Here is a 13,715-nt window from a genome sequence, read left to right on the forward strand (position 1 = left end):
CAGGTGTATGACACCAGGAATGTAGGCACAAACAAAACATTAACAGCTTCCGGTCTTGTAATCAACGATGGCAATGGGGGTAATAATTACACAGTTACCTATGCAACCAACACTGCCGGGGTGATCAGTGCCAGGGACATCCATGTAACAGCCCAGTCCGACAACCGTATTTATAATGGTACAACAAGTTCGGCCGTGGCACCAGTAGTAGACCCACTGCAAACCGGGGATGTAATTGGTACTGCCCCGACACAGGTATATGATACCAGGAATGTGGGAACCGGCAAAACATTAACAGCTTCCGGTCTTGTGATCAATGATGGCAATAGCGGCAATAATTACAACATTCTTTATGCTCCGGACAATACCGGGGTGATCAGCGCCAGGGACATCCATGTAACGGCGCAAACAGATAGTCGTGTTTATAACGGTACAACAAGCTCAGCCATTGCACCGGTAGTAGAGTCGCTGCAAACCGGAGATGCCATTGGTACTGCCCCGACACAAGTGTTTGATACAAGGAATGTAGGAACAAACAAGTCCTTGATCGCAAGTGGCCTTATGATTAGTGATGGCAATAGCGGCAACAACTACAACATTCTTTACAGTCCGGACAATACCGGAGTAATTAGTGCCAGGGACATCCATGTAACAGCCCAATCCGACAACCGTATTTATAATGGTACAACGAGTTCAGCCGTTGCGCCGGTAGTAGATCCAGTGCAAACCGGAGATGCCATTGGTACTGTCCCGACACAAGTGTACGATACAAGGAATGTGGGAACAGGTAAAATATTAACAGCAAGCGGCCTGGTGATCAACGATGGCAATAGCGGCAATAACTACAATGTTCTTTACAATCCGGACAATACCGGGGTGATCAGCGTCAGGGACATCCATGTAACGGCCCAGCCTGACAACCGCATCTATAATGGTACAACAAGTTCGGCCGTGGCACCAGTAGTAGACCCACTGCAAACCGGGGATGCCATTGGTACTGCGCCTACTCAGGAGTATGACACAAGGAATGTAGGCACAAATAAGACTTTGACGGTGAGTGGTCTTGTAATCAATGATGGCAATGGAGGCAATAACTACAATATCCTTTATGCTCCGGACAATGCCGGGGTGATCAGCGTCAGGGACATCCATGTAACAGCCCAAACAGATAGTCGTATTTATAATGGTACAACAAGCTCAGCCATTGCACCGGCAGTAGATCCACTGCAAGCCGGAGACGCCATTGGCACTGCCCCGACTCAGGTGTATGACACAAGGAATGTGGGAACAGGCAAAACACTAACAGCTTCCGGCCTTGTAATCAATGATGGCAATAGCGGCAATAACTACAATGTTCTTTACAATCCGGACAATACCGGGGTGATCAGCGCCAGGGACATCCATGTAGCGGCCCAGCCCGACAACCGTGTTTATAATGGTACAACAAGTTCAGGCGTTGCACCAGCAGTAGATCCGCTGCAAACCGGAGATGCCATTGGCACTGCACCTACACAGGAGTATGACACAAGGAATGTGGGAACAAACAAGACCTTGACGGCGAGTGGCCTCGTGATCAATGATGGCAATGGAGGCAATAACTACAATATTCTTTATAGTCCGGACAATACCGGGGTGATCTCTGCCAGGGATATCCATGTAACAGCCCAAACAGATAGTCGTGTTTATAATGGTACAACGAGTTCAGCTGTTGCACCGGTAGTAGATGCTCTGCAAACCGGAGACGCCATTGGTACAGCCCCGACTCAAACCTTCAATACAAAACATGCAGGCATAAACAAGACATTGATAGCAAGTGGCCTCGTGATCAATGACGGCAATGGAGGCAATAACTACAGCATTCATTATTTAACCAATACAACAGGCATAATTACTGCAAAAGATATTCATGTAACGGCTCAGCATGATGATCGAATATACAATGGCACTACCAGCTCTGGAGTTGCACCAGTGGTTGAAGCATTGCAAACCGGAGATTTGATTGGCACCCCTCCTATTCAAAAATATGACACCAAGAATGTGGGAGTAAATAAAACATTAACTCCGTATGGCCTGGTGGTTAACGATGGCAATAGTGGGCTTAATTACTCTATTCATTATTTAACTGACCTTACGGGTATAATTTCTGCAAAAGCTATTACGGGAAATGTAACTGTTGCCAATAAAGCATATGATGGCACCACCAGCGCAACAATTGCAACCCGTACGCTCATTGGAGCAATAGGCACTGATATTGTGAGTTATTCCGGTGGCACCGCAACGTTTGACGACGTTCCTGCAGGCACAGGCAAGAACGTAGGCAACAACAAGCCCGTGACCGCAACCGGCTTATACCTTACAGGAGCAGATGCCGGCAATTATACCGTGAACAGTTCAGCTACAACAACTGCCAATATTACACAAAAAGGGCTGTGTATCACAGCCGATAACCTTTCGCCACAGTATAGCGATCCGGTTTCGTTTACTGTAAATTATGCAGGATTTGTTCCTGGTGAAGGCCCTGGTAATCTTGCTGGAAGTTTAACATTTGCTACTACGCCTGCCGCAACTACTGGTACAAATCCTGTTATTGCCACTGGTGCACCTGGTGCTTATACAATAACTCCGGGCGGCCTTACTTCATCCAATTATATAATTACATTTAAGACTGGCGTGTTAACTATAAGAAAAGAAGATGCAAAGATTACTTATACCGGCTCAACATTGGTAGCAACAACAGGTACCGCTACAACGGCAACGTTAACATTAAGCGCCACTATTCAGGATATTACTGCAGCACTGGCCGATCCTGCTTACGATACTTATCCGGGAGATATCAGGAAGGCTACCATCACATTTAATATTGACGGAATTGACAGGGCTACAGTACCAATAGGTCTTATTAATAGCGCTGACACAAAGACCGGAACGGTTGTTTATAACTTCACAGGAGCGGGTTTGGGTGACCACACGATCATTCTGAAATTAAACGGCTATTATACAAGTACTACTTCTGGTGATAATCAGCTTGTCGTTGAAGTATACCAGGCAACCGGTGACTTTATTACTGGCGGTGGATACCTGAAGCTGACCAATTCAAGCGGACTGAAAGCAGGCGATGCAGGAACAAAGAATAATTTTGGATTTAATATAAAATATAATAAGAGCGGAACCAATTTGCAGGGTCATATCAATACTATCGTCAGACGGATGGAAGCCGGAATAATGCGTGTTTACCAGATTAAAGGTAATTCCATGACATCGCTAACTGTAAATGCAACTGCAACTCCCCGCACAGCAGTCTTCAATGGAAAAGCAAACATAACAGATATCACCAATCCATCGAGCCCCGCTCCAGTTAGTGGCAATTCAACATTACAGGTAAGCATGACTGACGCCGGTGAACCCGGAACAAACGATAAGATTGGTATTGTTGTGTACAATAATACAGGCGGAGTGTGGTTCTCCAGTAACTGGGACGGCACAAAAACTGTTCAGCAGACACTAGGCGGAGGAAATCTGATTGTTCACAGCAACAACAATGTAGGAATCTCTACCGCTACCTCTGTCAGAACGGCGACTGTTACGACGGACCAAACTCCCACTTCTTCTTTGAGTGATAAATTTTCAGTAAAGGTTTACCCAACCGTAAGCAAAAACTATTTCACCGTAAATGTCCAAAGCAACACTGCAGATGTGGTAGAGATCAAAGTATATGATATCATTGGCAAGCAGGTTGAAATAGCAAGGGGTGGTATTGGAGCATCCATCAGGGTAGGAACTAATTTAGCATCGGGGACCTATATTCTGAAGATCCGTCAAGGGAAAAATAACGAAACCATCAGGGTATCCAAGCTTTATTAGTTGATTGATAATATGAAAGAGGCCGTCTCCTATGTTTGCAAAACAGGGGACGGCCTTTTTTTCCGGGTTCCTTTTCTGCCCATTTCTGAAAACTACCAATAACAAAAGCCCATTGATGTGATCGCCGGGCTTTGTAGATGGACTGAAACGGGAACAGTCACAAGTTTCCAACGGGTGGAAAGGAAAGTATGCTATCTTCTTTTCCTTACAATGAGTATGGTCATTCCACTCAACAACAACAGCACAGGGATTATACCGAGGAATATAAATTTCAGGACAGTAATCCCTTCTTTGCCAATGATCATTTTTTTGTCGGGAGATGGGGGACGCGACACATCTACCGGGAACTGATCATAGGTCAGCCATTTAAACACCTCTACCATATAGAAGAAATTAGCCACCCGGATATTGTATCTCCCCAGTTCTGCGGCACTCATCCAATCAGCATCTCCCATGACCAGGATACGTTGTTCACGTCCCTGCACGTTTTTGGTTAATGCTACGGCAATGGGCGCCGAGTTTTTTACATCCCCTGCTGCAGGATCAAACTGGACATATCCTGTATCCTGGTTTAATGGGCCCCGCTTATTCCAGCTTTTCTGCTCATCAGTAACCAACAGGGGAGTGGCTTTATAAAGGCTGTTATTGTTGTATTGAATGCCAACAGCAGTAGGTACAGACACGCGTGCGCTATCTTTCCACAAAAGCTGATAGCCTTTTCCGGAAGCGGCTGCGGCATTGGTAAAGTAGCCCAGTACAAGATCGGGCGAGAAATCCCTGCTCTGCTGCATCAATATACCATCCATGAACTGAATGCCCAGTTTCTCCAGTAAAGGATTGAGCAAGGACTGGCGACCAGGTTCACCGGCAATTAACAGGTTGCCACCGCGGCCAATATAGCGTTGCAGCCGCTGCATCTTTTCCGGACTGATGGCTTTCTTCGGATCGGCTATTATTAATGCAGCAATGTCTGCCGGCACATCCTCCTGTTCCAACGTAAGCTGTACGATATCAAAGCCCTGGTTGATAAGGCTTTTTCTGACAGTAAGGGCAACGGTGCTGCCCTGGTAATCTTTATCACCTGCCCTGTCAATGAAACGCTCATTGTCGCCACTGAGGAAAGCTATTTTCGGAGATGTAACCAATAACCGTTTAATGGCTGCTGCAAATTCTGCTTCACCGGGATTGGGATCCATTTCACCTGCGTACTCACGCAGGAAAGATCGTTTCCCATTGTATTCGAGACAGCGCACAAAACGGTTTTCTTCCGGGCGGAGGTCAATGATCTTCCTGATCTCCGCAGGCGGCATGAACAGTTTGAGGTCGAGCTCTCTGGCCTTCGCCATTTTTTGTGCCAACGCCAGGTTGTCCAGGCCTTTGTTGTATTTATATAGCCAGTCTGCACTGGATGAATCATAGTAATACACATAACTCAATTGCATGTCGGGCATGAAACGCTGGTAGGGCGCCCAAAAGTTAATGTCTTTATTCCTGGCGGAGGGAATGCCCATGTACCAGAAATCATCGAGCAGGTTCACATAGGTCGTTACTTTGAGAGGTTCCTTCAATGACCTGATGATGTGTTGGGTATTGGGCGTAAGGGTCCTTGTTTGGGTGGCGGTCATGTCGGCATAGAGGGCTGCTTTGGGCCGGGAGGTGAGATAGCCGGCGAGCAATATGCAGGCTACAAATAAAGTATAACGGCCCATCTTTATAGGAAAGGGCCGGGCAGTACGGGCGCCCTGCAGGAGCAGGATGGTAAGGCCCAGGAAAAGTGCGATGACCAGGATAAAGTAAGCAACATCTTTACTGGTGATCAATCCATCCCGCAACTGATCGGCCCTGCCTGAGATGGAAAGAAAGTAGGTGATATCACGCACAAAGTCTACTCCCTGCCATAAGAGCCCTACATAGTTCAGTGCCGCCAACACCACCAATGTGCTCACGGCTGCTACCACCTGGTAGGAAGTAAGGCTCGACATAAACAAGCCAATGGCCGAATAAGCGCAGATCAGCAGGTAGATGCCAATTAATGCTGACATAATATGTTTATAGTCAAAAGAACCAATAGACCAGGCACCTGCCGCCGCAAATAATGCCAGCAGGCCAATGAGCATGAGGCAATACATCATCATGGCCAGGTATTTACCCAGCACGATCTCCCGGATCTTAACCGGTGAAGACAATAATAATTTGATAGACCCGCTGCTTGTTTCCCGGCTGATCAATCCCATGGTGAGCAGTGGAATGTACAGGTATACATTTTTCTGTATTTCGGCAAAGAAGCCAGTCGGCCCACTAAAGATAGCGGAGGTAATGAAAGACAGGCGGCTGCCGGCTTCCTGCCAACCTACATATAGTTTCATCTTGTCGGTGAAAGCAAGTCCCGATTGAAAGGCAAACACGATCAGTACCAGCCAGGCAATAGGTGAATAAAACAAGGTACTTAGTTCCAGTCGTGCAAGTCTTATGGTAGTTTTCATTTTTGTTTGGTACTTTTTCCTGATAATTGAGCGAATACTTCATCCAGTGAGCTTTTTTCCAGGCTGATCTCTGCCAACTGCCAGCCCCTGGCCACACTCAGTTCAACAATTTTTTTAGTGATACCGGAAGGACCTGTAAAATGCAGGCGGTAATAGTTGCCATGCAGGTAACTGGCTTGTGTAATACCCTCTATTGCTTCCAGCTCCTGTAAGGCAGGCGGATTATCGAGCCCCAGCACCAGGCTATTGGGCACTATGTAATTATTAAATGCTTCTACTGTATCGGCAAAGACCATCCTGCCATTCTCGATCATTTTAATGTCTTTGCAGGTGGCCTGCACTTCAGAAAGGATATGCGAAGAGAAAATTACCGATCTGTCTACAGCGATCTCTTTGATGAGCGACCGTACTTCAAGGATTTGGTTAGGGTCCAGGCCGTTGGTAGGCTCATCCAGCACCACCAGTTTGGGCTTGTGAATGATGGCCTGTGCAATGCCTACCCGTTGCCGGTAGCCACCGGAAAGATTTTTGATCAGCCTTTTGCTGAAATGCGCAATACCACAACGTTCCTTGGCTTCTTTCATAGCGGCCGGAACTGCTTTTTTATCTACAAGGCGCATGAAGGCGCAATGCCGGAGGTATTCATCTACCGTAAGGTCCAGGTGCAGGGGTGCAGCCTGTGGCAGGAAACCGATCTTCTTTTTGGCGGCTTCAGGCTCTTTGCGCATATCAATGCCATCCACATACACGTTCCCTTCGGTTTGGTTCAACACACCACACATGATGTTCATGGTGGTGGACTTGCCGGCGCCATTCGATCCCAGTAATCCCAATACGCCGGTCTTATTGATCTCGAAACTGATGTCCCTGATAGCCCAGGCAGCACTGTAGCGATGCGACAAGTGTTCAACACGCACAATAGGCTCGTTCGTCATTAGTTGTTGTTTGTAGTCGGGGTTTTGAAATGATCAAAGCAGTAAAGCACGGTCCGTGCCGTTCACACGGACCGTTGCTTTTGTTTGGTTGGGTAATACAAGAAAGATCAATACCCCTGATTCTGCTGCCCCACAAGGCCGGGCGAGTTGAGTATCTCACCGGCAGGGATGGCAAAAAGGGTACGGAATGATTCCCATTGGGCGGTGTTGTTATTTTTCGCTGGCATTGCTACGGACATTACCGCATCAAGGCGTTTGGTACGTTTCAGGTCGAACCAGCGATGGCCCCATTCGGTGAATAGTTCTACCTGACGCTCGTGCTCAACCGCTGCCAAGGCATCTGTTTTGGACAGTGCGGTCGACAGATCAGGCAGGTCGCCGGGGTTGGCGCCACGGGCGCGCAGGCGTACTGTATTCAGGTCGGCTATGCCGTCTGCCATTTTATCCTGCTGTATCCTGGCTTCCGCGCGGATCAGGTATTGCTCACTGAGGCGCATCATCATGGTGGCCTCTACAATGGGCCTGGTAGCATCCCATTCTTTGTATTTGTTGATGAATCTGTAGCCGGAGCTGTCGCCGATCCATTTTGTTTTGCGCAGGTCGCCTGTTTCAAACGCATTGAGCAGGTAATCGCTGGCCAGGAAAGGCTGCTGCCAGGTAGGTCCATTGGGATCAGAAGGCGATACTTTGCGCAGGATATAGGTCATGCCATCGAGTGTGTGCACACCGGGTTGCATCACCGGCAACTGCCAGATGGTTTCCTTGCTGTTCTTCCTGAATACCAGGTTGAGGTCTATCAGGCCATAAGTGGCATTGGAGATGACTTCAGATGCTTCGGCTTCTGCTTTCGCGTACTCACCCTTATAGAGGTACGCACGCGCCAGCAGGGCAGCAGCAGTGGCCTTGACAGGACGCAGGCGGTCGACGGTAGTGGGCTGCATGTTGGAGCCGAGGTAGTCTTTGCTCAGCAATGTTTTCGCTTCGAGGAGATCGGTGACGATCTGGTTGTAAATGGCGACAGTGTCGGCACGTCCCAGGTTCATCGTTTGCTGGTAATCGGTGGTCAACACCAATGGTACCCGACCATAAGTGTTTACGAGGTAGAAGTAACAATAAGCCCTTACAAACCTTGCTTCACCCAACAGGAATTGTTTTACGGGTGCGGAAACGCCTGTGGAAACACTGAGTTGTTCCATGGCATCATTCGCAGTATAGATGTAGTTGTACAATTTGCCCCACCAGATAGTAGGATCACTTCTGAGGGTATTGAAATAGATACGCTCGGTAGTAGCGTCTATCCAGGCTCCTACTTTCAGGTCATCGGCCGAAAGGGCCAGGATTATAGGAAAGCCGTTGGTCCCTTCTGATACCCAGGACATTTCTGCCAGCAGCCTGGTGAGCACAGAGGCAGCCGTTTTATCATTGGTATACACGTCTTCAATACCGATCTTTTCCGTAGGCGCCGAAGGCTCTACCAGTTTTTTGCAACTGCTGTGCGTGCTGAGCAGGATGGCCAGCAGCGCGCTTACGGTAATGGTTTTATATAGTCTTTTCATACTTGTTTGCTTAAATGGTTATTTTAATACCGGCGGTGATCACCCGCAGGGGCGGCAGGCTGACGGGCTGCTGGTTTTCAGGGTCGAGACCGAAGTAGTTGGTGATGGTGAACAGGTTTTGCGCCTGTATGTAGGCCCTGAGCGTTTGCACCCCGATCTTTTTGCCGATGAGCCTGGCAAAATCATAAGCGAGCTGCACGTTTTTGAGACGGATGAAAGAGGCGTCCATGTAGCCCCCATCACTATCTCTGAAAGAGGTATAATTGACGGCTGTAGCCCTGGTAGCATTGAAACGTGGGAAGGCAGCATTGTTGCCCGGCTTCTGCCAACGGTCCAATACTTCTACCGGCATATTGCCCATCGTGGGTGAACCTGATCCCGGATTGTACTGCGCATAGTATCCCTGCCCGATCTGTTTGGCAAACTGGAAGAGGAAATCCAGTTCAAATCCTTTATAGCTGAAGTTGTTCTGGAAACCTCCATAGTAAGCGGGCGTTTTATCTACCAATACCGTCATATCGGTGCCGTAAGTAAGGTAATTACTGCCCAGGCCGTCCACTATTTTCCCGGCTTTGTTCCTGTACTGATAAAGGCCGGTGGCGGTGTCCATTCCCACAAAGTCGTAGACTTTGGTAATGTTCAGCGACTTACCAATGACGAGCGTTTGGGCATAAGGTGTTTTTTCGATGCCGGGGAAGGCCACGAGTTCATTGCGTGACCAACTGATGTTGAAGTAGCTGCTCCATTTTACCTGGCCGAGCCTGATGTCATTGGTGTTGAGGGTAATTTCCCAACCCCTGTTCTCTATGAGGGCGGGCCAGTTGGCCGTGATGGTGGAGAAACCGGTGTGTGCGGGCATCCTGTAACCTACGAGCTGGTTATCGGACCGGTTTTGGTAATAACTTGCGGTGGTCATTATTTTGTCGTTCAGAAAACCCAGTTCTATGCCGGCTTCCAACTTCCTGTTCTCTTCCCAATGATAATCGGGGTTGAAGAGGTTGTTGGGCGCCAGGCCTCTCACGTTCTGGAATACAAGAGTGCTGGTAGTGGCAGAATAGGTGCGCATGAACTGGAAGTCCTCAATCTTGTCATTGCCCGTGGTACCATAGCTGGCCCGCAGCTTACCGAAGCTGAGGAAGGGCAGGTGATTGGCCACGAGGTTTTCCCGGGAGAATATCCACGCTGCTCCTACGGCGCCGAAATTACCGAAACGGTTATTGGGGCCAAACCTGTCGGACCCATCGCGGCGCATGGTAAGGTTGACCACATATTTTTCTGCAATGGTATAGTTCAACCTACCGAATAATGAGTTGTATTTATAACTCCTGGATTGATTGCCCATGGGAGTTACAGTGGCAGCAGAGCCAATGGTGCCCAACAGGGCATCACTTACAAAGCCGGTGGCATAGACCATTAAGCCGCTGGTAGTGTTTTGCTGGATGGTAGAACCTACGAGCACATTGAGCGTTCCTTTCCAAATATCCCTGGTGTAATTCAACTGAGGTTCTATGAGCCAGGTGGTATTGGTAAACGTAGTGAAGTCGGCCGAACCTGACTGAACACCCGAAGTAGGGCTGTAGGAAGAAATGGGCGTGGTAGAGGTTTCATTGACCAGCATCTGGGTAAAACCGAAAGTAGACCTGAATTCCAGTCCTTTCATGATCTGGTAGCTGGCCACCAGGTTACTGATGAAGTTGTTCGTTTTGCGTTTGAATTTTGCCCTGAACCTGGCCATCGGGTTTTGCCAGTTGTTGCCAGCCCAGTTGAGCGTACCATCCGGGTTGTAGATGGCGGGGCCAATGGGAGGAAGGTTGAGCGCATAGTCGGTCAGGTCGTTCCTGGGCAGGACGTTGTTGTCAACGGAATATCCACCTGTGAGGAATACCCGCAATTTTTGGTTATTGGAAATACCATTGACGTTGAAATGAAGTGAGCCCCGTTGATCGGCAGCATTATTACCGGAGAATACGGTTGTCTCCCGGTGATAGCTGCCTCCAATGAGGTATTGTGTATTGGCACTCCCCCCTGATATACTTAGCTGTGCGTCGGTATATTCAGCTTTGCCGCCCAGCAGTTCTTTTTGCCAGTCGGTATAGCGGGTTGTATCATAAGATTTCAGGTCTACAGCCGTGTACACAGTGGGGCTTCTCCAATCCACTTTGTCGTTCCTGAATGCTTCATAGCGCATATCGAGGTACTGGCGGGTGTTCAGCAGTTTCATAAAGTGACCAATGGAGCCTGCACCCTGGGTGAAATTGGCATTGACCTGGGCTTTACCGGCCTTCCCTTTTTTGGTGGTGATGAGCACTACGCCATTGGCGCCACGGGAACCATAGATGGCTGTTGCATCTGCATCTTTCAATACGTTGATGGATTCAATGTCCTGTGGATTCAGAAAGCCCAGGGGGCTTCCGCCGAGGGTGACATCATTCCTGGCGCCCTGCATACTATTCAGCATGGTGGAAGGGTAAGGAACGTCGTCTACGATGTAAAGGGGATCGGTGCCTGATTTGATACTGTTACGTCCCCGGAGCTGCACCGTAAAAGCGCTGCCCGGCATACCCGTATTTTGGGTGATGACCATACCAGGTATCCTTCCCTGTAAAGCTGCCAGCGGGTTGCTCACCGGTTGCCTTTCTATATCTACCGCTTTCACTGTAGCCACATTGCCGGCAGAGAGCCGTTGTTTTTCGGTATAATAACCTTTATTCACTACCACTGCATCCATAGAGGAGGCTGCCAGTTCCAGGCGGATGCTGAGCGTAGTTTCCTGCGTAATTTTTATTTGCTTGTCCTTATAACCTATATAAGAGATCACCAGCACCTGTCCGGGTTCTGCATTGATGGTAAAGCGGCCATTGGCATCGGTATAGGTACCTGCATCCATGCCTTTGATCTTTACAGAAGCGCCTACCAGTGGCGCATTGCCATCACCGGTAACAGCCCCTTTGATCTCCCGGAATGCTGCCCATCTTTGTTGTTGCCTATCATAACTGATTGCGGCCGGAGGATTGGGTAAGAGTGTAATGGTCTTTACAGATATCTCGTATTTCAGCGGCTGGTCTTTCAGTACCGAATCGAGGAAGGTTGCCAGGGGCATATGCTGTACCTGCAGGGTCACCGGCCTTGTTTGGTCGAGGGAACCTTTTTTAAAAAAGAAGGAATACCCTGTCTGTTTTTTCACCTCGGAAAGTACTTCTTTCAGGGGCATATTGTCTGCCTTCAGTGTCACACTCTGCGAGTAGCTTCCGGCCGAAGCGTGCAGGCAGGCTACCAGTAAAATAACAGCCGTTATTTTCATAGCTAACAATATATTTTTGCTATCCGTGCGGGAGACGTTGCCCCTGAATCGCACGATCATAAGCAGTTGTTCTGTACAGCCATACCGGTGAAGGCACACGGCAAGGCTGCGCAAAACAGGAATAAAAGTTAATTTCATAACTTTAGTAGTGTTTTGGGTTGCAATAATGATTTCTAACCAGGAAAATTTGTTGTAAAAAGCCCAGACACGCTGCCTTCCATGTTCGCACCATGGCAGGCACCGGTCGCCGAAGCTTTGGCTCAGGCGACTTTTTTTATGGGCTCTTCTTGAAAAATTAGCTGCTCATCTTTGTTCGTTTTAATAAGAAATTAAATGTCTACGATTATAGGATTGGGTATTTAGTGGTTAGGGTAATACTGTTAAGCGACGTCCTTCCAGTTTGAAATGCACGCCCAGGCGTTCCAGGCTATGCAGCACATCCGCCAGCTCATTCTGCCTGTTGATCTCTCCTTCAAAAGCGATGTCGGGGATGTCTTTTTCATAAACGATCTCAATGTCATACCACCTCGCCAGTTGCCGCATTACTTTCTCCAGGGTAGCATCCTGGAAATTGAATACGCCATTCTTCCAGGCGACTACTGCTTCGATATCGGTATTATTGATTATTGATAATTGATTATTACTTAATTGCGCCTGTTGTCCGGGTGAAAGCCGGCGAGTGGTGAGTGGCGAGTAGCGAGTGGGCTCAATCGCCGTTACATTCACACTGCCTTCGAGCAGGGTGGTCCTTACAGCTTCTTCATCTTCGTAGGCATTCACGTTGAAATGAGTGCCTAATACCTGTATTTCCATCCGGCCATTGGCCTTCACCTTAAACGGTATCTGCTCGTTTTTCGCCACTTCGAAGTAAGCTTCGCCCGTGATCTCCACGTTCCTTTCATTGCCAACAAAGGCAGTCGGATAACGCAGGGAGGAAGCAGCATTCAACCATACCTGGCTTCCATCGGGCAGGGTCACTTTGAACTGCCGTCCGCGTGCCGTACTAATGGTATTGTACACAACAGCCGTGGCAGTTGCACCGTCTGCCTGGTAAGTGAGTTGTCCATTATTCAATACTACTTTAGTTCCGTTCTGTGTAGTAAGCAGGCCATTGCCGAGGCTGTCCAACACTACCTTGCTGCCATCGGCCAGTGTGAGCGTAGCGCCATCATGGCCAGGCAGAATGACAGGCTGCACCGTAAGCGTTGAGGTATCAGTCGGGGATGGGACACGATATAGCACCACACCAATAAAAAAGATCCCTATCAGGAGCGCAGCAGCCGCTACGCGAAACCATAACCGCCGGGTAACAGGCTTGCGCCGGGAAGCCTGGATATGCTGCGCCAGCGCCGACTGCATGCGCTGATGAACAGCATTGATCTGTTCTTCAGCCGGGAAATGGGTGCTCTCTGATAGCTCCTTCAGATGCCAGCTTTCCACGAGGGCTTTTTCTTCCGCCGTGCAATTGCCTGAAAGGTATTTCTGGATAAGTTCTTCCGGGTTGTATTTTTTCATGTCCGCCGTATGAAAACCACAAGGTTTGTATAGTGTAGGTTGAAAAGACCGGAGGGCCCAGCCA

Annotated in this window: 6 protein-coding genes; 1 reads left to right on the top strand and 5 read right to left on the bottom strand. The window is 48.6% G+C overall.

Translation table 11 applies throughout. From position 1 onward, the window contains the following. On the top strand, nt 1-3,861 hold a 3,861-nt coding region (locus HB364_RS00005; protein ID WP_167285855.1), incomplete at its 5' end, for a YDG domain-containing protein. Between the two features lie 191 nt (nt 3,862-4,052). Here the strand turns inward: HB364_RS00005 and HB364_RS00010 are convergent. The 5 genes from HB364_RS00010 to HB364_RS00030 form a co-directional block, all read right to left on the bottom strand. Next, entirely contained in the window at nt 4,053-6,344 is a 2,292-nt protein-coding gene (locus tag HB364_RS00010; protein ID WP_167285856.1) for a Gldg family protein, read from the bottom strand. Then, nucleotides 6,341-7,279: an ABC transporter ATP-binding protein gene (locus HB364_RS00015; protein ID WP_167285857.1), complete on the bottom strand. Its 939-nt coding sequence runs from the start codon at nt 7,277-7,279 to the stop codon at nt 6,341-6,343. Before HB364_RS00015 ends, HB364_RS00010 begins: the two co-directional genes overlap by 4 nt. A 107-nt stretch (nt 7,280-7,386) precedes the next feature. Continuing rightward, complete coding sequence (locus tag HB364_RS00020; protein WP_167285858.1) at nt 7,387-8,835, bottom strand: RagB/SusD family nutrient uptake outer membrane protein; 1,449 nt, start codon at nt 8,833-8,835, stop codon at nt 7,387-7,389. Between the two features lie 10 nt (nt 8,836-8,845). Continuing rightward, nucleotides 8,846-12,274 (bottom strand): SusC/RagA family TonB-linked outer membrane protein, encoded by a 3,429-nt coding sequence (locus HB364_RS00025; RefSeq protein ID WP_167285859.1) that lies wholly within the window; start codon nt 12,272-12,274, stop codon nt 8,846-8,848. Between the two features lie 228 nt (nt 12,275-12,502). Next, nucleotides 12,503-13,651, bottom strand: a complete 1,149-nt coding sequence (locus tag HB364_RS00030) for a FecR family protein (protein WP_167285860.1) — start codon at nt 13,649-13,651, stop codon at nt 12,503-12,505. Nucleotides 13,652-13,715: the final 64 nt, after the last annotated feature.

The sequence above is a fragment of the Paraflavitalea devenefica genome (genome assembly GCF_011759375.1).
Taxonomy (GTDB): domain Bacteria; phylum Bacteroidota; class Bacteroidia; order Chitinophagales; family Chitinophagaceae; genus Paraflavitalea; species Paraflavitalea devenefica.

Coding starts and splice junctions, on each gene's coding strand:
- HB364_RS00025 (WP_167285859.1), bottom strand. CDS start 12,274: ATGAAATTAACTTTTATTCCTGTTTTGCGCAGCCTTGCCGTGTGCCTT.
- HB364_RS00010 (WP_167285856.1), bottom strand. CDS start 6,344: ATGAAAACTACCATAAGACTTGCACGACTGGAACTAAGTACCTTGTTT.
- HB364_RS00020 (WP_167285858.1), bottom strand. CDS start 8,835: ATGAAAAGACTATATAAAACCATTACCGTAAGCGCGCTGCTGGCCATC.
- HB364_RS00015 (WP_167285857.1), bottom strand. CDS start 7,279: ATGACGAACGAGCCTATTGTGCGTGTTGAACACTTGTCGCATCGCTAC.
- HB364_RS00030 (WP_167285860.1), bottom strand. CDS start 13,651: ATGAAAAAATACAACCCGGAAGAACTTATCCAGAAATACCTTTCAGGC.